Source organism: Kamptonema formosum PCC 6407, from assembly GCF_000332155.1.
GTDB classification, from domain to species: domain Bacteria; phylum Cyanobacteriota; class Cyanobacteriia; order Cyanobacteriales; family Microcoleaceae; genus Kamptonema; species Kamptonema formosum.
Window position 1 is genome coordinate 1,570,514 of record NZ_KB235904.1, and the last position, 20,059, is coordinate 1,590,572.

Here is a 20,059-nt window from a genome sequence, read left to right on the forward strand (position 1 = left end):
ACGCCAATCTAAAATCTAAAAAATAAAATCGATTCGAGCGAAATTCAATGAACCTAGCCTCAAGACGATTTTCCAAGTTCCGTACTGCCCTCTTGAGCGGGGCGATCGCAACAACTGCCTCCGTTACTTTATTTGTTCCCGGTCTGAGCCAATCCGTCCGTGCCGCACTTCAGGACAGCCCTAAAGCTGTTTTAGACGAAGCGTGGCAAATTGTTAACCGGGATTATGTAGATCCCAGCTTTAATAAGGTCGATTGGCAAGCCGCAAGGCAGCAGTTGCTAGACAAAGATTATACTTCTCGCGAAGAAGCTTATAGCGCTCTCCGCAAAGCCTTAGAGAAGTTAAACGACCCCTACACGCGCTTTATGGACCCAAAGCAGTACGAAGCGCTAACCAACCAAACTTCAGGGGAACTGACAGGGGTCGGTATGAGGTTGGAACAGGACGAAAAAACTAAAACGATCTCGGTGGCCGAACCAATGGAGGATTCTCCTGCGATTCAAGCTGGCATTCAAGCCGGAGATCAAATTTTAGGAATTGACGGTAAATCTACCGAAGGCATGACCGTAGGTGATGCTGCTGGCCTGATTCGCGGCTCAGAGGGAACAAAAGTCACCCTCAAAATTGGCAGAACTGGAAAAAGTCCATTTGAGGTAACTCTGACTAGGGCCAGAATTGAAGTAGCCGCCGTTCGCTATAACCTCAAGGAGGAAGGGAAGACGCGAGTTGGCTACATCCGCTTGCAAGAGTTCAGCGCTCACGCAGGCGAACAAATGCAAAAAGCAATTAAAAAACTTAAGGATCAGAAAGCTGATGCTTTCGTATTAGATTTGCGCGGGAATCCAGGGGGACTCTTGCGAGTCAGCATTGACATTGCCCGGATGTGGATGGATACTGGCGCGATCGTGCGTACAGTAGACCGCGAGGGAGGAAGCGAAGAAATGCGGGCTAATCGCACTGCTATTACTGATAAGCCTTTGGTGGTTTTAGTTGATGACAATTCTGCCAGTGCTAGCGAAATTTTAGCAGGAGCCCTTAAGGATAATAAACGCGCGACTGTAATGGGCGGTCAAACCTTCGGGAAAGCGCTGGTACAGTCAGTGCATTCCCTCTCTGACGGTTCGGGATTGGCCGTAACGATCGCTCACTACTACACTCCTAACGGTATTGATATCAGCCACAAAGGGGTGACACCCGACGTTAAAGTGGATGTTACGGACGAGCAGAAGTTACAACTAGCCAGTAAGCCATCGCTAGTGGGAACTCAAGATGACCCTTGCTACGCCCGTGCGATCGCACTTTTGAAAACTAATCCTTCAGCTCGTCCTCTTGCGGCTAACGAGATTCGTTAGATGAGCAATTAGGTGTAATCAAAGTAGGGTGGATAATATCTGCCCTACTTTTTAGTATCATCCATAACGCCGCCCTCTGGGCGGTTTTTTTACCGCCCAGATGGAGGTGTTACCGATATCTATATCAATGACCCATTCTCCTTACAATTTGAAATCAAAACTTCCTATTTGACTAGCTTGCACGCCTGATAGCAATGCCAAGACTTCCCCACCAATCGAGTTACTAATTAAAGTAGCACTCTCAACTTGAGTAATATTTAACTGGTTGAAGGTTAAACCCCCTGATAAACCCAAAAGATCCTCCCCTTTTGTAAAATCAGCAATGATGTCCAATCCTTGACCTACACCTAATACAAATACATCATTCCCACTGTCACCGATTAGGGTATCGTTCCCCAAGTCTCCATATAAAATATCATCACCGCCGCAACCTAAGAGAGTGTCATTGCCCTTACCTCCATAGATAGTATCATTTCCCCCACATCCATCAATAATGTCGTTATTTCCATTACCACTCAAATAATCATTAGCTTGACTACCGCACAGAGTATCGTCCCCTAAGTTTCCCCAGAGAGAATCTTCTCCTCTACTACCAATTAATACATCATTATTTTTGCCTCCAAATAGGGAATCATTTCCTTTACCACCATCAATAAAATCATCTCCTTGATTGCCATTAATTAAATCATTTTTTTCTCCACCATTAATTGAATCTTGACCGCGATTTCCCAAGATAGAATCTTGACCTTCCCCACCTAAGAGAATATCATTATTTTTACCTCCTAAAATGAAATCATTTCCCTTGCTGCCATCAATGAAGTCACTACCTTCATTGCCGTTAAGTATGTCCTTACTGTTGCCACCGTAAAGGTTATCGTTGCCTAATTTAGCATGGAAAATATTCCCACTATCTCTACCATGAAAAGCATCATTTTCTAGTGTTCCGAACTGGATGCTATTAGTGTTGTTGCTAGTGTTGTTGCTGTAGATAATATTATCTACGGCATTGGGTTTATTTAGATCGGGACGCACTATCTCCCCGCAAAGACAGGGAATATCTGAGTTGGTTAAAGAAGAGAAAGGGGAAGAATTTATTGTCTCTGTTGGCGTTGGCGTGCCGCTAGGTGTTGGTGTTGCTGTTGGCGTTGGCGTACCGCTAGGTGTTGGTGTTGGAATTGGCGTATTTGTTGACGTTGGAATGGGTGTTGCTGTTGGTGTGGGAGTAGGTGTTTCTGGAGGAGTAGGTGTGGGAGTAGGGGTTCCTGTTGGTGTTGGCGTGCCTGTGGGAATGGGTGTGGGAGTAGGCGTTCCTGTTGGTGTTGGCGTTCCTGTTGGTGTTGGCGTTCCTGTTGGTGTTGGCGTTCCTGTTGGTGTTGGCGTTCCTGTTGGTGTTGGCGTTCCTGTGGGAGTAGGTGTGGGAGTAGGTGTTCCTGTGGGAAGGGGTGTGGGAGTAGGTGTTGCTGTTGGTGTTGGCGTTCCTGTGGGAATGGGTGTGGGAGTAGGCGTTCCTGTTGGTGTTGGCGTTCCTGTGGGAATGGGTGTGGGAGTAGGCGTTCCTGTTGGTGTTGGCGTTCCTGTGGGAATGGGTGTGGGAGTAGGCGTTCCTGTGGGAGTAGGTGTGGGAGTAGGCGTGGGAGTACCTACCACTGTCCCTATAATAGGGAAATCAAAAGGTGTGTTATTGGTGTCAGAATTGACAAATTGCAGAATGCCATTTTTAGTGCCAATACTAGCAGCATTTAAGGCAATATCAAATGTTACTAGCTGGTTAGGCGCAATAAGATTAGGGAAATTTCCGACTATACTAAAACCAGTCGGCAAACTAGGAATACTTAGGTTAAGATCGTCAGTGCCTATATTCTTAATAGTGAAGCGTTTGGTGAGAGGAGTATTAACAAAGGTACTCCCGAAATCAACAGCATTGTTAGTGCCATCAATAATATTATTGTTAGTCGGATCTAAAACTTCTATTTGGGCAAGTTTCTGAAGATTTCCAAAATCAATATCCGTGTATATATTGCCGCTTTCCGCGACAATATCATTAGGGTTAGGAGTAGTCTGCAACCATCCATTTTGGTTGACTTCTCTAACTCGATAATTTCCAGGTTCAAGGTCGATAAAACTATAATTGCCACCTGTAGTAGTTGTCGTAGTTTCTAAGACAGTTTCCGTAGTAGCATCAAGTAAGTTGATTTGCCAATTATCTAGTCCAGTCTCGTTAGCATTTTGAATCCCGTCGCCGTTATTGTCTTCAAATTTGATGCCGCTAATGCTGATATTTTGGAAATTCCCAAAGTTATTATCAGTTAAATCAGCATTTGTTAAATTAATAGCATTAGGTGCTACTGTTTGCGTCCATCCAGATTGCAGAACTTCTTCAAGACTGTAATCACCTGGTAAAACATTGTCAAATTCGTATTGACCATTAGCATCTGAGGTAGTATCAGCGATTAAAACCCCTGAACTATCAAGCAATTGAAATTGCCAATTTGGAAGTCCGGTTTCGCCTAAGTCTTGCAATCCATTACCATTAATATCATGGAATTTTAAACCGCTAATACTTAAGGTATCAACTGGTAGAGAATTGGAAAACTCTGAGGTGTTATTTGTGCCAGTATTCAGATCGAGATTAGTGGCAGTAGCTGCGATATATTGACTTGTTAATAAAGCGGGATGCGTAAAGCTGATATTGGCATTACCAGCATTGTCAGTGTTGACGTTTGTAAAACCTAAAAATGTTTCTCCTTCTCCATTTCCAGAAGGATCGGCAGCATTATTGGCAAAGAATTCTATGCGGAAGCTAGTATTAGCAGCAGCAGTTAATTCCCCTGTAATTACCGTGTTGTTACTACCGAGAAAGGCTGATAATAAATTGGGATAATTTTGACCATCATTGCCGCCGATGAAATCATTATTAGCTTTCGGTTGATTGCTGTTGGTTAGGGTAATACCTAAATCTACATTATCACTAATGGAGTTGCCTTGAATACTGTTACCAGTGCCGACGGGAATATTGACACCTGCCGCACCGTTATTAGCGATAATATTGCCCTCATTTGTACCCGTACCGCCAATTTGAGTGTTATTTCCACCATTAATGAATATCCCATTTAGACGGTTAGCAAGCGCACCAGTACCGGCTGCATCTGTGCCGATGTAATTGCCAATAATTTGATTTCCTGATGAGTTATTATTGCGGATTTCAATGCCGCTTTGCAGATGGCCAGAAATGATGTTGCGATCGCCTGCTGCTGTTCCCCCAATTATGTTACTTTGAGCACCTCCGGTAATCAAGATGCCCCGTTGCCCTCCTGAAGGAGGTGTGCCGATAACTGCTGGAGCGCCCCCAGCTAAACCCGTACCTGTAGCATTTGTGCCAATAAAATTGCCTACTACAATGTTATTATTAGTGCCTACACCCTCAATTCCAATGTTGGCATCATCTCCGCTGTCGGTATTTCCTGAGCGATCGTTGCCAGAAATGAAATTATCTCGAATCTCATTACTTTTTGCACCGTCGCTAATGTGCACTCCCCGCCAATTGTTGCCTAAGTTATTATTACCCGTGTAATCGGTGCCAATAAAGTTGTTTAATACTTCATTTTCATTGGCATTGCCACCTTGAATTATTATTCCAAACCGATTGTTGCCGGAGATAATATTCCGCGCTGATGGTAGAGTTCCGCCGATGGTGTTGTTAGCACTCCAAATCAATAGGCCATAATTATTGTTCGGTGAGGCAACTGTCCCGGTGAGATCGGTACCTATATAGTTACCTTGAATAACGTTGTTAGTTCCCGAAGCGATCAAAATCCCGTTTTCAGTGAACCGATTGATCGCCAAACCCTGCACGGTATTGTTGGATGAAGAGATAGACAAACCGTTTGCACCGGCACCGGCACCTGTGCCGTTGAGTTCGATTAGGGGTGTACCGGTGTAAGTTGGCCCCCCTTGACTCCAGGCATTAATTAACGTACCTGCGTTGTCTGTGAGATTGGGTAAGGGAGATAAGAGGTTTATTGTCTCGTTTGGATTGCCTGTAGTGAGATTGAAAAGGATCTCGTCTGCGCCCGCATTGCTATTTGCTTGTGCGATCGCATCTCGCAATGTGCCAACACCACTGTCAGCGTTAGTGGTTACTGTATAGGTAGCCATGATGCACCTGATCTAATGTAAAAAATAAGTTCGGTCTTGGCTACGAGTCTAGCAATTTTACGGAGATTTGTGGGGGGTTTCACCCCCTAATTACCCAAAATTTATGTAAATATACCTAAAGTTAGGTAAATTATTCAGGTGTGAGCACTTACGTATTGTGAATATATAACTAGGGGCTATGGGCTAGGGGCTAGGGCTAGGGTAAAGAAGGGGCTAGGGGCTAGGGGCTAGGGACTAGGGTAAAGAAGGGGCTAGAGTAAGAATGGGACTTGACGCAGTTGAGATAGTGATGACATGGGAAAATTCTTTTGGTATAGAAATTAGTGATGATGAGGCAATTCTGTAATTAGAGATTTGGCTGACATCAGCGATCGAGATTTCAAAGATGATGATGCTTTTGCCTATATTCTTGGTATTTTTTGAACCCAACTCTAACCCCTGTTTGCATCCTCCACATCCGACGCATTGCCCAAAATACACTCGGTGTATAAATATTTTAATTTTTAATTTTTAATTTTTAATTTTTAATTAATTAGTAGACACTTAAATTTACTATCACAATCACAAAAGGGGTTAGACCCCTGGTGTGTTAGATACAATACTATAACGTTGCAAACTTTTATAGCAACCCCCAAGGCGGTTAGGGCAAATCCCAGTGTTACCTCTGGTTCATAATCCATTAGGTCGTAAGCTTTTCCCTCAACGCTCGCCCCTAGCGCCTAGCCCCTAGCCCCTAACTATAGTTGTCCACAGGTGTCAAGGAATGTTGGAGTACCAACTCCCTAGAACCAGTCGCCAACATCTTCTTAAAATATCCAGTGCATTCAGGTGCAGACTTATGCCGACCCCGAAGCCGACATCCCAAGAAGCCAATAGCCACTCTGTTAAAGCGTTACTTTCCGCAGATATTCCTCGGACTAAAAACGGTAACGGCAGCTTGGTTGAGCCAAATATGGAACAATTATTACAAGCTTTGGCGGCACAGGTGCCAAGTCACTCTGCCCAAATCGAACAATTGAAAGTTTGGAAACAATACCTAGAGCGCCTTTTTCAATTTCAGCGTTCTAGCCGGGTGTTAATGGCTGTCATGGAACCGGAGACTTTTATTCTGCGTTATGCTAACTCGGCTTTCTGTCGGTTGGCGGGTTTGGAAGGAACCCACGAGGGAACTGATTTTGGTGGTTTGTTGACAGGATTGGGTATCGGGTTGCTGGATTTGTTTGAAGACTGGGACGGCCGGACAGCGGAGCAGCTATACCGCCGTCATATTTTGTACTGGGTATTCAAACAGCTATATCAGATTGACCTGGAAAGTTTGCGAGTGCTTGATGAACCCGTAATGGCTACTGTCAAAAGTCCGCTGCACCGAGAGCATCGGTTTGTGGAATTTTGGTTGGGTTCCGAAGAGCTAAAAGTTACTCGCATTGACCCGAAAATAGATGAGTTTTCGGATTTTCATCTAAAGTTAATGCCAGCCTCGGAGCGGGAAGCTTGGCTAATGCAGCCTAATCAATTGGCAACTTTGGCGGATAGACTGCGGTTAGAAAATTACCGTGTGGAAGGTCTGTTGCTGTTAGAAGGTTTTGATGTCACGGGACAGGAACAAATTCGGCGGTTGACGCAGTTATTGATAGATAGAGATTCAATTCTAAGACCGGAAAAGTTTAAGAAAATAGATAAACGTTTGCGATCGCTCTTTGGCGCAGATGGTAGCATTCTTTTGCGGACTGATGGCTCCGAAGCGCAACTCTTTATCTGCAAAGACGGTCACGATATCAGGCCGACAGTGTATGCGTTACAGTCTCTCGAAGGTTCTCACTTTTTGCAGGCAACGGCGGCTAATCAAGTCTGGAACGTGCCTGATTTGCGGCGGGAGTGCGAAACGGAGTGCGATCGCTACTTACGGAAAATGGGAGTGCGATCGATGTTGCTAATTCCCTTAGTGGTGAAAACTATCAATCGCGAAGGGGGAGGAAATCAGATTTTAGGAGTAGTGGGATTAACGTGCGATCGCCCCAACCATTTTAACGGTATCGACTGCCAACACGCTCAAGAACTAATTCCCGCCTTCATTGCGGCCCTACGGCAAGCCATTCAGCAGCGCTTCACCCACATCCACAACATCCATCCCGCCGTCGAGTGGCGGTTCGTACAGGAAGCAGAGCGACGCAGTTGGGGCCTACCACCGGAGACAATAGTTTTTAGCGAAGTATATCCCCTTTATGGTATCTCCGATATTCGCGGCTCCTCAGAAGAGCGCAACCGTGCCATTCAAGGCGACTTGCTCGAACAATTTCGTCTAGGCTTAGCGATCGTTGAGGCTTTGTGTACAACTCAAGGTACTCCCTTGGGAGAACAACTTCGACTGGATATGCTGGACTATATCAAGCATTTGCAGGAAAAAGTAACTGTAGATATGGAAGTCCGAGCCGCAGAGTATCTGAGCGAGCATTTAGAAGTATATTTTGACCATTTTATGCAGTGCGGGCCGGAGGTGCAAGCAGCACTGGAAGCTTACCAAGCAGCTTGCAAAAACGAACATCAATGCGTTTATGGCGAACGGACTCGCTATGATGAAATGCTCAGTTTAATTACTGCTAATTTGCAGGAAACTTGGGCAAAATGGCAAGAGCGGATGCAGCAAATTATCCCCCATTATTGCGATATTGAATGCACCGATGGCATGGATCACATGATTTATATCGGCAAGTCAATTGATAGTAAATTTACTCCCTTTCACTTGCACAGTCTGCGTTATGAACAATTAAGAGCTGTTTGCGATTGTGCTAGAGCTGCTTTTCGCTTACAAGCTGATGCTAAAATCAATTTACAACTAGCTCATTTAATTTTAGTACAGAATACAACGATCAACATTTTTCACAACGAAAATACTGAAAAAATGTTTGATGTCCAAGGCACTCGCGATATTCGCTACGAACTTGTTAAAAAACGGATTGAAAAAGCGGTTGATAAAGACGCTCAAGAACGAATTACGCAGTCTGGAATGCTAACTATTGTTTATTCTAATGAGGATGAGTGGGAAGAATATCGGCAATATTTACGCTATCTAGCTCGCGAGGGTTGTGTGGAGTCAAAAATTCAAACTGGTATGGTAGAACCGCTGCAAGGAGTGAGTGGTTTGAGGTTTGGTCGCGTGCGTATTCTTCCTTTTCCTGAAGTTGCTTCTGAGGTAAGTGAAGTAACTGTTATCAATGAATCGGGAAATATAATACCTGTTAACTGTTAACTGGTAATTGGTAACTGGTAATTGGTAATTGGTAATTGGTAATTGGTAATTGGTAATTGGTAATTCTTAATTACCTATCTTCCCCATCTCCCCCATCTCCCCTATCTTCCCCCTCTTTCCCTCTCCCCCTCTCTTCCTCTTCCCTAGCCCCTAGCCCCTAGCCCCTAGCCCCTAGTCCCTTCTTAAAAAAATGTCCGCCCTTCACAGTCTACATTCCGCAGGATGTAGTTACATTGTTATCTAAAGCTATTGGCACTATATTTTGTAGGAGTGTTGAAGGTGAACGCTGCTGAACAAGCTAGGAATATTGAAGTTGCCAGCAAAATTGCTGCTGTTGTAAATTTATTCAAGTCACAGTTCCCAGATGTGAGAGTCGATCTCAAACCTTGGATGAATGATGCGGATACTAGGGAACTCGTCGATCCTGATTCTATTGACATTGGCTTTCACTTCCCCGGTAGGAGTCGGTTGCTGCAAAGCCGCAGCATTTTAATCCAGATCCGATTTTACGACGATCCGGTAGATGGCGATCGCCGCGCGATCGGAGTTGAAGCCGCTGGTTACGATCATTCTGGTCAACAGTGGCGATTTTCAACGGTGGATAATTGGGGTTTTGCGGGGACAAAGGAACCAGCATCCGAGTCGGCGGAAAAGCTGAAACATTTTTGTCGGCAAATATTTGAACTGTTTAATAGTTCAGTTTAAGGCTGGCAATTTCCTTTGAGACTGCAACTAATTGGATAAGTTGATTCGTATGTTGTAGATCGTTTGCCAAATAGCGTATAGCGGTTATCGCGGACTTGTTCGTAGATGCGATCGCCTACCCATTTCAGACCTGGCATTGCGCGATAAGTGGCAACAAATATATTTCCTGCTGGCAGTAAGCGACCGATTTCTTCAGCGGCGTTGCTGCCTTGCCAGCGGCGATCTGGTGCGTTTCCATCTATTAAGATCATGCCCATTTCGCAGTCTTGAGGCGTTATCTCAAATTTGTATAACTTTTCTTTGTCTTGCATAGGTATATACTGAAATTCTTGACCTTTATCTAAGTTTTCAAGTAGTTGTACTAAGGTAACGCAGAGATTGCAATTGCCGTCGTAGATTACGTAGTAAGTCATTGAGTATAGTTGATATTTATGCCATCTAATTATAGCATAACTTAGAAGCTTTATAAGGGATAATTAATTAAGTGTATTTTCTACTAAAATGAAAACCGAAACTACTTTACAGTTCCAGAGGAGCGATTATACCTAATAGTTCTTGCAGTATAAATTGTAGTAAAGTTTGAGTTGCTAGTATTAAACCTAACCTTGCTTGAGCAAGTTTTGGTGTTTCTGTCTTCACTTCTCCCCAAATGCGACATTGACTATAAAACGTCTGGAAAGTATCGCTTAAAGTATTGGCTAATTTGAGCCAATCTGTTGATTTATTGGTGATTAGCGGCTTTTCAAAACCTCCGTTAAAAAGGGAAGCTAGAGTGTCTAAAGTTGTAAATAATTGGGAAATTAAATTGAGTTCTGCGGGATGTATTAATCGCAGACGGTTGTTAGAATTTAGCCAGGGTATGGGGTTGGGATTGATAATCTGCCAAGGTGCGAGGCTGGTTTGCCGATCGCGCTCCACAAGCTCTATAATCCGATCGCGGTCAGCTAGTCGCAACAGGGAACAGCAACGAGCATGGCTATATTGAACTGGAAAGATGCGATCGCTTTCCACAGAGGCGGATTTAATTTGACTCTCTCTCTTTTCTAACGTCTGTGGGGTGTCAGTGAGGTATTGCAACCAGGCGGCTACACTTACATCGGTTAATTCAAACAAAATCATCCCCGATGGCAAAACTTCAATGGTGAAATTTTCCTTACTTAAAAAGCCTATATTTTCATTCTCTTTTTGGCATTTAGCTGCAAGCTGGGTAGCAACTTCGATCGCTGGTTGTTGCCAAAGATGAGCGAGTTTAAGCGCGATCGCAGATATGTATTGCACTCGCCTAAAATCTTTAGTGCGCTGTAAGGGTATTTCCTCAAGCGCGATCGAAGGGGATGCGATCGCAGCTTCTAATAGTTTCAGTAAAATACCTTTCACGCCTAAAACTAAGATCGCACCCACCTCCTGCATCTTTGGTATCTCGTGCATAAGTCATGTATTAAGCTTTCTCGCATCTAATACCAAATCCAGCTTTACTACCCTCTTGATTGTCATTGCGAGCGAAGTGAAGCAATCTCAAAACCTTGCGATTGCTTCGCTTCGCTCGCAATGACAAGTATTTAATCGGAGATGGTATAATTACCAATTACCAATTAGCAATTACCAGTTAACAGTTAACAGTTAACAGTTAACAATTAACAATTCATAATAAATTGCCCAAATTGCCATCGCCCTTAAATAATGGCTAGCCCTAAATGTACCCGTTGCTGTAATTGCTTCAGGTGTCCGAAATTGCAAACCATTTGCATAAATTTGCTTGACAACTACCTCCGTCAATTCTAAAGCTTTTTCCTTCATCCCCATCTGCATCATAAAAGCAGCTAAACCAAAATTAATTCCCGTCCAAACTTCTAGAGGATGAGTTGCACCTGGCTTTTCTGGCGAACCATCAAGCATAACGCCATTAGCTGCACCAAACTCACCTTGATTGAACTTGATAAAACAAGATTCATACACTGTTTCTAAGGCGCTGATCGCACATTCTTCTGGTACAATATCGGGCAATCCTAATAAACGTGCATAGAATTGACCGCATAACTGATCTGCCATTACCACATCTGAACCGCTTTCGCTATCTAATCGGTAATATTGCCCATTCCACAGTCTTTGTTGATAGATTGGTTTAGCTTGTTCTAACCAATTTTGGTAATTGGTAATTGGTAATTGGTAATTGGTAATTGGAAAGAGACTTACATCCTTGAAATCCTTGTTAAAATTGGTAATTGGTGATTGGTTTAATTCTTCTACACTACTTTGATGTTTAATCAGTAAAGAACCGATCGCGATCGCAGCTTCTAACGCCGCTAACCACAACCCGCCGCAATAGGCACTCACGCCCCGCATCTGCCAATCATCAAAAGTCTGATCGGGGGCACCTGAATTTTCAGGAATCCCATCGCCGTCTAAATCAAAGGTTTTGAGATAAGCTAAAGCTTCCACAATTGCTGGCCAACACTCTTGTAAAAACTCGTAATCTGTGCTACCAGTTAATAAGAAATCTCGATAAACTTGCAAGACAAAATCGCAAGGTAAATCTTTCCACAAATTGCAATCTTGATAGCTTGTATAGTTAGTTTTCTCCCAAGGGTGTTCGTTGGGAGCTCCTAAATCGTGGGGTGTAGCCCCGGCAATTTTCCGCACGGCTGAGGCTTGATTCCAGCCAATAACTCTAGGGGTATCGTCTCCCGTGAAAATCGCTCTAGCAAAGGCTAAAAGCACTGCCTTATCTAATTCTGGCCACAGCATTAACAAGGCAAAAGAACCGTAAAGACGCACATCTAAACTCTCGTACCAACGATAATCTATGCACTCTAAAACTGCAAATTGACCTTTGGGATCGCGTTCGTCAGCGGCACTCCAAAGTGTGCCACCATCAGTTAGGGCATAGAGTTCGTTAAACATTGCCATTTTTATGATATCTGGCAAGTCTTCCCTGGCTAAAATTGGCTGTTGCCAAGCTTGAATATTTTCTCGCCAAGTATCCGAATGCTTCATAGCAGTACGAATTATTGACCAGACATTTTTGCCATTGCGACCAAAGAAATCTGTGTAGCGGCGGTAATACCAAACTTCGGGCGCAAATTCGGTGATCGGAAAATCCCAAGCTAAAATAAAGGGAATCTTGCGAGTTTTTCCCGGTCTAATTGTAAATCTAACTGCGATCGCGCAGGCTAATTGTTCTCCTCCTGCGGCTGGTGTTTCATCGGGATCGTCTAGCAAGAAGCCTTCTTGTGAGAAGGGCCGCCAAATATCTTCGCCGCTGCCTGCTGGGTTCCAACGGGTTTGATAAAATACTTCTACGGCGGCATTGGCGACTGTCGCGATCGCCCATTGTCCTTCGCCTTCTTTTACTTCTTCTGATGCACTCAATCGCGTCATCACGCAGCCGATGCGGTGGAAATCTTCTACTAAGCGATTGAAATTTCCCCCACTTTCACCCCAGCGAGAATTATATTCATAAACAGGACTGCCATCATCTCTGACTTTAATTTCTGGGGATTTATTGGCATTAGTAAACCAGCCAACTGTATTCTGCCAAGTCAGCATGATGCTGAGAGTAATTGGTCGATCTGTGGGATTGTGGGCGATCCATTCAAAGATGGCGACTGGATAACTACTTTCCTGATAGTTTCCCGCCCAAATTGGCGAAAATTGTTCGCAGCTTAATTGTGCTTGAAAGACATTTTCATAAACAAACCAACTGCGAGGATAAAGTGCATGATAACTACCAGTGCTCAGGCTTGAATCTGAATTTTGCTCCTCACTTTTTAATTTTTCATTTTTAATTTTTAATTCGCTCGGATACCATTTCCAAGCAGATAAACTACCATCTGTAGGGGGTTCTGTAGATAAGGCATAAGCTTGTTTTTTGCCGTCAATTTCTTCAAAGACGCTGAATTGACAAGCGGGTAAACTGCGGAAAACGTGCTCGCCACCATCGATATGCCAGAGGTTGAAGTCGCCGCGATGCGATCGCCCGATACAGCCGGCACCAAAGCCGCCCAGGGGCATTCCATGCCAGGGGCCATCGTCGAGATTGCTGGGGTAACGGACGGTGTAGGGATTGTCCCAACCCAGGCCGATAGGACGGTTCCAGGTTTGGGGGGGGATGTTGGGGTTAGATGTGCGATCGCTCATGTCATTGATTTTACCCGATCGATGGGTTTCCGTTTTGGATAAATTTATGAAACAATCTGGGCGATCGATCTTCATCTATCGCCCAGATTACTTCGGGGGAAACTCCGCTTGCAATCGCTTGTGTGGCAATTATCCTGTGGTTACTGCTGCTTCTATAGGAGAAGCGATCGCTGGCCTATTAGCTATTAGCTATTAGCTATTAGCTAATTAAGATGTTGTGCATCAGCAATTAAAAACCCCTGCAAGTCTTTACCCTTTAAAAACTAAACTGCGTTCGCAAATTACCCACATAAATAGTGGGGTTGTTGTCAAAATTATTGGCGTTGCCAATTAAGTAAAATGCCGGAACAATAGCAATATTGTCACTGATTGGCAAATAGTAAGTAGCTTCAAATTCATACTGAGTACCGCCATTTCCTCCTCCAGATACCAAGAACCGACGACCGCCCGTAACATCAAACGGGACTAGAAATGATAGAGTTAGCAAAGCTCCATCTTTGCCCAAATCGGGAAAAGCAAGTCCCATCTGATAAGCTTGAGCTTTAATCGTGCCATCCGGTCGATCGGTTCTAGGAAAAATATTAGTTCGGCCGTAGCTGTAGCGACCAAAAACACCAAAGTTGCGGGCAACTAGCCAGTCAAAATTGAAGATAAAAGTATCCGCCGTTGCATTGCCAATTTTGCCGCCGTAACCATCATCAGCCACACCGTAAATCGGCTCTCCAATTGCACCACCCACTTGTCCGCCTATTTGCTGGATATTAGAGCGAGTGTAGAGAAACCGGAAATTTGCGCGACTGCTAGGGCTAAATGCCAGTTCAACTGTTGCTGAATTGGTGCCCTTAAACAAACCTTTAGAGGGGTCAGCAGCCGAATTAAAGGGGTTAGCGGGCAAAAATTCATCGCTTTCGCCCAGATAGCCTAAACGCAGCCTAAACCGACGATTGATATCCCACAAAACCACCGCACCAGCACCGCGATCGACTGCGTTTGATAGAGTGCTACCGTTCGAGTTAAAGGTGCTAGCTCCATTTAAGAAAAAGGTAAAAGCATTATTGTCAAAATAGCGGTAAAAGTTGATCCGCGGCCCGACCACGACTTGCAAGCGATCGCTAAGCGGGAACTGGTAAAAAAGTTCTCGCAAAATAAATTCATTGGGATTAACACCCCCTGTTTGATCCAGAAATGGAGTGCCAAAGGTATTATAAAGACCCGCTGAGGCAAACTGATTTGCCGGGGAATCGCCATTACCAACAGCTAACTGCGTCACTAATTGATCTTTACCTGTAAAAGAAGTAGTGAGCGTCAGCCAAACTAACTGACTAAAAGTAACTTCAGGGTCATCAACTCTCTGAACAACAGGTCGATTTGTAATCGGATCTCGTCCCGCCGGTCTTAGTGCTAGAGGAGTGTCTGTATTCGTCGTTTCTACTCGGACACGCTTGTTTGCAGTTGCTCCAGTCACATTAAACCAAGCAAGACCGCTAAGTTTAGTTGTTGTTGAAAATTGATTAGCTTCTAATTCCGCCGTCCGAGCTTCTAAAGCGTCTACCCGTCCTCGCAATGTTGCTAATTCGGCGGCAAATTCTTCTTGGAGGCGTTGTAGTGCGATTAAGTCTTCTTTCGTGGCTAAATTGTTGGTTCCCCCTGCAATTAGTCGATTAACTTGGTCTAAACAAGCATTTAAACCAGCGGCGAATTCGTAACGAGTTAAAGCTCTGTTACCGCGAAAAGTACCATCGGGATAGCCAGCGATACAACCATAGCGTTCTACCAGAGATTGTAAAGCTTGGAATGCCCAATCTGTGGGCTGTACATCAGACAACTGAGAAACTGAGGTGACTTGAGCAAAGTCATCGGGAGCGCTAAGATCCGCAGCAGTTCCCGTCTCGGTTGGGAAATCTGGTATTTTCGGAACTTCAGCAATTACGGGAGATTGGGGGTTTAAAACTGGAGATTGAGACAACCACAAGGGATAGCTGCGATCGCGGATATCTGTAGCTGCGAGTTCGATTGGAGTTGTTGGAGGCGGTTGTGCTGCTGCTGTCGGAGATAGGTCACTCTCAGTAGTAGGGTTAATTTCTGCGACTTTCTCCTCTGTTGGCGCTACCTCTGGAGGAGATAAAGTGCGATCGCTCTCTGCTAATGCTAGCTTTGGAAGTTTGGCTTCTGAAGTTGAGGTATCCTGTAGTTGGGCGATCGCGCCTGCTGGTACTGAAGCTATTCCCAGACATCCCACCAACATTGACAAGGAGAAAACCGGAGAAGCGATTAGTGTCGCTTTCCTCGCAGTTGTAAATTTATCCATTTTTCCTCACACCATAATCCGAATCGTTTCACCAGAAGGATATTAACAGTAGAGCTGGATCGGATATGTAAAATTAGCCACATTCTGGCCGACAGTTTTTAGAGCGTTAGTTTCAAGATTAAAAAATTTACTGATTTATTCAAGTATTTATACTGGTTCAATACTTGAATTTTTATGATTAAAGTTAAGTCAGACTTCCACCTTCTGCCCTAACTGTAACTGAGGGTTAAACCTCAAGTTACAGCTAGAGCAGAAAGATTACATCAAGTAAGATTGTCTTAGATGCCAAACCAAATCCTGACGCACTTCACTCTTGATCCGATTTCCACGCTCGCAATGCTCTAGCTTGATGCTATCTACATAAAAGCGCACCGTTGTCTCCCGACTTTGGTCTCCGCTAACTTCATTCACCCAAATTTTCGGGTCTTGCCATTGATTTCGAGAACTCTTAAAACTCTCACTCATCCAAACTTTAAAGCTTTCCACTAGATCGTCTAATCTAGTCTCCATACCGACGGGATTGTTGATTATCCGATATAATTTATTGATTTTTATAATCAACAAATTAATTCTCTGTTCCCACTCTCTAGGCAATGTCATCAAATCTTCTTTAAACAAATCTGGGTCTTTTAGCCAGCATTGATACCAGATTCTGACTAGACCAATGAGCGTATTATTAGAGGGCGCACCTCCAATTTCAACTAACTTGCTGCGCTTGTGCTTATCCTGACGTTCGGCTCTCCTCTCCAAACCGATCGACAGACAAATTTCTAAGAATTGTTTCTGGATTGCTCTGATTTCTTCTGCATCTAATCCTCCCTGTTCTGCACCGGAGAGAAATTCTGATAGTTGCTTCAGGCTCATTTCAATTTTCAAGAGCATACGGGTGACATCTTGCTCAGCTAGCAATCGCATCCGCCCAACTTCTCGCTTTAACTTCTGTTTGACCCCCGATCCAGAATGGCCGTAGTAATTGTCAATTGCTTCCAGCTTACCCTCTAGTTCTCCCATTGTATCGGGGTGGGCAAGTACCACTTTCTCCATCAGAGATATTGCTCTTGCTGGATCGACATCACCCTTGATGGGAATTGAAATGGTGTAGTAATAGTGACTCGTAGGACGGCTAAGATTAATAATGTTTTCACCTTGGAAATTGGCATTAGGGATATAAATTTCAGAGTGACTATCGATTAAGTACATAGTTGTTACCCGCAGACCAATTTTTTTGATCACTGCCCGCGAACCATCTGACAGAGCAACAACATCGCCGAAACTGAAAGGCGTATCAATCAATAACACTAAGCCACTGAAAAAGTTCGCCAGAATGTCCTTTAAGGCAAAACCGAGGATAAATGCCGCTCCCCCAATTGTTACTAGCAAACCGGATAGATCGAAACCCAATTGCTGTAAAGCTAGCAATCCACCAATGAAATAGGTGAAAAAGGGCAGGATGTTTTGGAGTATGGGTATTAAGACATCATCCCACATTGCTTCGGAGCGGTCGGCATACTGCTTGAGTGCATAGAGAACTACTTGGGTTAGAAGTTGAGCAATCCAATAAGTTACTATTAAGAAATTAAGGGTGTTCAGACCTCTCTGGATGAACTCAATCGTTATTGGCTGGCCGTTAAATTCCAGACTACTTCCCCATTGTGCTAATAACAAATTCATCCCGACGAAGCAGACTAGCAGAAGTATCGGGCCCCGTGAGATATTCAAGGCTACCAGTGGTATATCAGTTGGTAGTCGGCGTAAAACTACCCGCAGCACTAAGAACAGGATATACAAACTAACAATGGTAAGTCCCAGTATCCCAAAATTGCTGAGAAATGCTACAGCACTACTTGACATCTAATTGCCCTCCAATTGTGATGGAACTTTGAATTTGAATTTTTACTACTAATAGAATTCAATCATCAAAATTAAACAAATGATAGTGGACTGTAACTGAGGGTTAAACCTCAAGTTACAGCTAGAGCAGAAAGATTACATCAAGTAGGATTGTCTTAGATGCCAAACCAAATCCTGACGCACTTCACTCTTGATCCGATTTCCACGCTCGCAATGCTCTAGCTTGATGCTATCTACATAAAAGCGCACCGTTGTCTCCCGACTTTGGTCTCCATTAACTTCATTCACCCAAATTTTCGGGTCTTGCCATTGATTTCGAGAACTCTTAAAACTCTCACTCATCCAAACTTGAAAGCTTTCCACTAGATCGTCTAATCTCGTTTCCATGCCCACAGGATTGTTGATCGTCTGATATAATTTATTGATTTTTATAATCAACAAATTAATTCTCTGTTCCCACTCTCTAGGCAATGTCATCAAATCTTCTTTAAACAAATCTGGGTCTTTTAGCCAGCATTGATACCAGATTCTGACTAGACCAATGAGCGTATTATTAGAGGGCGCACCTCCAATTTCAACTAACTTGCTGCGCTTGCGCTTATCCTGACGTTCGGCTCTCCTCTCCAAACCGATCGACAGACAAATTTCTAAGAATTGTTTCTGGATTGCTCTGATTTCTTCTGCATCTAATCCTCCCTGTTCTGCACCGGAGATGATATCTGATAGTTGCTTCAAATTTATTTCAATTTTCAGTAGCATACGGGTGACTTCTTGCTCGGCTAGCAACCGCATGACCCCAACTTCTCGCTTCAATTTCTGTTTGACTCCGGCTCCAGAATAGCCATAGTAACGTTCAATTGCTTCCAGTTTTTGCTCTATGTCTCCCATTGTATCAGGATGGGCAAGCACTACTTTTTCCATCAGAGATATCGCTCTTGCTGGCTCGACATCACCCTTGATCGGAATGGAAATGGTGTAGTAATAGTGACTCGTAGGACGGCTGAGGTTGACGATATTTTGGCTTTGAAAGGCCGCATTAGGTATGTAAATCTCGGAGTGACTATCGATTAAGTACATACTTGTTAAGCGCAGACCAATTTTTCTGATCACTGCCCGCGAACCATCTGGCAAAGCCACAACATCGCCGAAACTGAAAGGCGTATCAATCAATAACACTAAGCCACTGAAAAAGTTCGCCAGAATGTCCTTTAAGGCAAAACCGAGGATAAATGCTGCTCCCCCAATTGTTACTAGCAAACCGGATAGATCGAAACCCAATTGCTGTAAAGCTAGCAATCCACCAATGAAATAGGTGAAAAAGGGCAGGATGTTTTGGAGTATGGGTATTAAGACATCATCCCACATTGCTTCGGAGCGGTCGGCATACTGCTTGAGTGCATAGAGAACTACTTGGGTTAGAAGTTGAGCAATCCAGTAAGTTACTATTAAGAAATTAAGTGCACTCAGACCTCTCTGGATTAGCCCGATCGTTACTGGCTGACCGTTAAATTCCAGACTACTTCCCCATTGTGCTAATAACAAATTCATCCCGACGAAGCAGACTAGCAGAAGTATCGGGCCCCGTGAGATATTCAACGCTACCAGTGGTAAATCGGTTGGTAGTCGGCGTAAAACTACCCGCAGCACTAAGAATAGGAGATATAAACTAACAATGGTAAGTCCCAGTATCCCAAAATTGCTGAGAAATGCTACAGCACTACTTGACATCTGATTGCTCTCCAATTGTAATGGAACTTTAAAACAGTTTTAACTTTCTATATCAGGCTGAGAGGCTATTTGTAACAAAAATTATTGTTGAAACAATCATTATAGTTGTATCATTGATACTTCCCTCAACTCATCTTTTTGTTTGTTGTTAGTTAAAAATCCTAATTTAGGTTTAGCTATCTCTCCTGTTCACCTTCTTCTTGGATTGAGGGTTACTGATTCTAAACTGTTTGTTTGACTACATTAATCGTATTCTTTGAGATTGCAATCACTTGGGTGATTTTAGGCAATTGCGTCGGCTGGCGTTCGATTGTTGGTTTGACTGCATTTGCGTTGTTCGCCATGACTTTCAGCGTTCATACCCTGCCACCAGTTTTTTTACCTTGTTGCGCGATCGCTATGTTCGTTCCCTGAGTCCTGATTACTTGGGAGCAAAGGCTGTGAATCCTCGAACACAGGGAAAGATAAAATATTTATACCATAATAATACCAACATTACCCACTTTTTTATCTACTTAACAAAATTATAATAATTTCGGCAGCTAATTATGAAATTCTTATGTAGTCGGCATTTAG

General features: G+C 43.7%; 12 protein-coding genes. 5 read left to right on the plus strand and 7 right to left on the minus strand.

Annotation, left to right across the window (positions count from 1 at the left end):
• Nucleotides 1-47 precede the first annotated feature (47 nt).
• Nucleotides 48-1,352 carry a carboxyl-terminal processing protease CtpB gene (gene ctpB, locus OSCIL6407_RS0123835; RefSeq protein WP_007356024.1) on the plus strand — a complete coding sequence of 435 codons (1,305 nt, stop codon included), beginning with the start codon at nucleotides 48-50 and terminating at the stop codon, nucleotides 1,350-1,352.
• 141 nt (nucleotides 1,353-1,493) lie between these two features.
• Here ctpB and OSCIL6407_RS34775 read toward each other — a convergent pair whose 3' ends face one another.
• Nucleotides 1,494-5,507, minus strand: a complete 4,014-nt coding sequence (locus tag OSCIL6407_RS34775) for an SdrD B-like domain-containing protein (protein WP_019487755.1) — start codon at nucleotides 5,505-5,507, stop codon at nucleotides 1,494-1,496.
• A gap of 838 nt (nucleotides 5,508-6,345) precedes the next feature.
• On the opposite strand from OSCIL6407_RS34775, the gene OSCIL6407_RS0123845 reads away from it, so the two are divergent.
• Nucleotides 6,346-8,754: a GAF domain-containing protein gene (locus OSCIL6407_RS0123845; RefSeq protein ID WP_007356028.1), complete on the plus strand. Its 2,409-nt coding sequence runs from the start codon at nucleotides 6,346-6,348 to the stop codon at nucleotides 8,752-8,754.
• Nucleotides 8,755-9,033: 279 nt separating this feature from the next.
• Nucleotides 9,034-9,459 (plus strand): hypothetical protein, encoded by a 426-nt coding sequence (locus OSCIL6407_RS0123850; RefSeq protein ID WP_007356029.1) that lies wholly within the window; start codon nucleotides 9,034-9,036, stop codon nucleotides 9,457-9,459.
• Here OSCIL6407_RS0123850 and OSCIL6407_RS0123855 read toward each other — a convergent pair.
• The 3 genes from OSCIL6407_RS0123855 to OSCIL6407_RS0123865 all read right to left on the minus strand — a co-directional run bounded on the left by OSCIL6407_RS0123855 (nucleotide 9,456) and on the right by OSCIL6407_RS0123865 (nucleotide 13,596).
• Nucleotides 9,456-9,872, minus strand: a complete 417-nt coding sequence (locus OSCIL6407_RS0123855; protein ID WP_007356030.1) for a thiol-disulfide oxidoreductase DCC family protein — start codon at nucleotides 9,870-9,872, stop codon at nucleotides 9,456-9,458. The genes OSCIL6407_RS0123850 and OSCIL6407_RS0123855 overlap by 4 nt on opposite strands.
• A gap of 106 nt (nucleotides 9,873-9,978) precedes the next feature.
• On the minus strand, nucleotides 9,979-10,887 hold the full coding sequence (locus tag OSCIL6407_RS0123860; RefSeq protein ID WP_234708759.1) for a DALR anticodon-binding domain-containing protein: 909 nt from the start codon (nucleotides 10,885-10,887) through the stop codon (nucleotides 9,979-9,981).
• 192 nt (nucleotides 10,888-11,079) lie between these two features.
• Nucleotides 11,080-13,596, minus strand: coding sequence for a GH116 family glycosyl hydrolase (locus OSCIL6407_RS0123865; protein ID WP_019487756.1), 2,517 nt, complete (start codon nucleotides 13,594-13,596; stop codon nucleotides 11,080-11,082).
• Between OSCIL6407_RS0123865 and OSCIL6407_RS0123870 the strand changes: the two genes are divergently transcribed.
• Entirely contained in the window at nucleotides 13,595-13,792 is a 198-nt protein-coding gene (locus OSCIL6407_RS0123870; RefSeq protein ID WP_019487757.1) for a hypothetical protein, read from the plus strand. The two genes, OSCIL6407_RS0123865 and OSCIL6407_RS0123870, sit on opposite strands and share 2 nt — an antisense overlap.
• A 60-nt stretch (nucleotides 13,793-13,852) precedes the next feature.
• Here the strand turns inward: OSCIL6407_RS0123870 and OSCIL6407_RS0123875 are convergent, their stop codons facing one another.
• The 3 genes from OSCIL6407_RS0123875 to OSCIL6407_RS0123885 all read right to left on the minus strand — a co-directional run bounded on the left by OSCIL6407_RS0123875 (nucleotide 13,853) and on the right by OSCIL6407_RS0123885 (nucleotide 19,483).
• Nucleotides 13,853-15,904, minus strand: a complete 2,052-nt coding sequence (locus OSCIL6407_RS0123875) for an iron uptake porin (protein WP_019487758.1) — start codon at nucleotides 15,902-15,904, stop codon at nucleotides 13,853-13,855.
• Between the two features lie 258 nt (nucleotides 15,905-16,162).
• Nucleotides 16,163-17,755: a mechanosensitive ion channel family protein gene (locus OSCIL6407_RS0123880; protein ID WP_026103841.1), complete on the minus strand. Its 1,593-nt coding sequence runs from the start codon at nucleotides 17,753-17,755 to the stop codon at nucleotides 16,163-16,165.
• Between the two features lie 135 nt (nucleotides 17,756-17,890).
• On the minus strand, nucleotides 17,891-19,483 hold the full coding sequence (locus tag OSCIL6407_RS0123885) for a mechanosensitive ion channel family protein (protein WP_019487760.1): 1,593 nt from the start codon (nucleotides 19,481-19,483) through the stop codon (nucleotides 17,891-17,893).
• Between the two features lie 234 nt (nucleotides 19,484-19,717).
• On the opposite strand from OSCIL6407_RS0123885, the gene OSCIL6407_RS34780 reads away from it, so the two are divergent.
• The gene (locus OSCIL6407_RS34780) at nucleotides 19,718-19,897 is read left to right on the plus strand and encodes a hypothetical protein (protein WP_148288920.1); all 180 of its coding nucleotides are present in this window, start codon (nucleotides 19,718-19,720) and stop codon (nucleotides 19,895-19,897) included.
• Nucleotides 19,898-20,059: the final 162 nt, after the last annotated feature.

Bases quoted from the DNA above. Each gene is read 5' to 3' on its own strand.
- ctpB (WP_007356024.1), top strand. From the start codon at position 48: ATGAACCTAGCCTCAAGACGATTTTCCAAGTTCCGTACTGCCCTCTTG.
- OSCIL6407_RS34775 (WP_019487755.1), bottom strand. From the start codon at position 5,507: ATGGCTACCTATACAGTAACCACTAACGCTGACAGTGGTGTTGGCACA.
- OSCIL6407_RS0123845 (WP_007356028.1), top strand. From the start codon at position 6,346: ATGCCGACCCCGAAGCCGACATCCCAAGAAGCCAATAGCCACTCTGTT.
- OSCIL6407_RS0123855 (WP_007356030.1), bottom strand. From the start codon at position 9,872: ATGACTTACTACGTAATCTACGACGGCAATTGCAATCTCTGCGTTACC.
- OSCIL6407_RS0123860 (WP_234708759.1), bottom strand. From the start codon at position 10,887: ATGCACGAGATACCAAAGATGCAGGAGGTGGGTGCGATCTTAGTTTTA.
- OSCIL6407_RS0123870 (WP_019487757.1), top strand. From the start codon at position 13,595: ATGTCATTGATTTTACCCGATCGATGGGTTTCCGTTTTGGATAAATTT.
- OSCIL6407_RS0123865 (WP_019487756.1), bottom strand. From the start codon at position 13,596: ATGAGCGATCGCACATCTAACCCCAACATCCCCCCCCAAACCTGGAAC.
- OSCIL6407_RS0123875 (WP_019487758.1), bottom strand. From the start codon at position 15,904: ATGGATAAATTTACAACTGCGAGGAAAGCGACACTAATCGCTTCTCCG.
- OSCIL6407_RS0123880 (WP_026103841.1), bottom strand. From the start codon at position 17,755: ATGTCAAGTAGTGCTGTAGCATTTCTCAGCAATTTTGGGATACTGGGA.
- OSCIL6407_RS0123885 (WP_019487760.1), bottom strand. From the start codon at position 19,483: ATGTCAAGTAGTGCTGTAGCATTTCTCAGCAATTTTGGGATACTGGGA.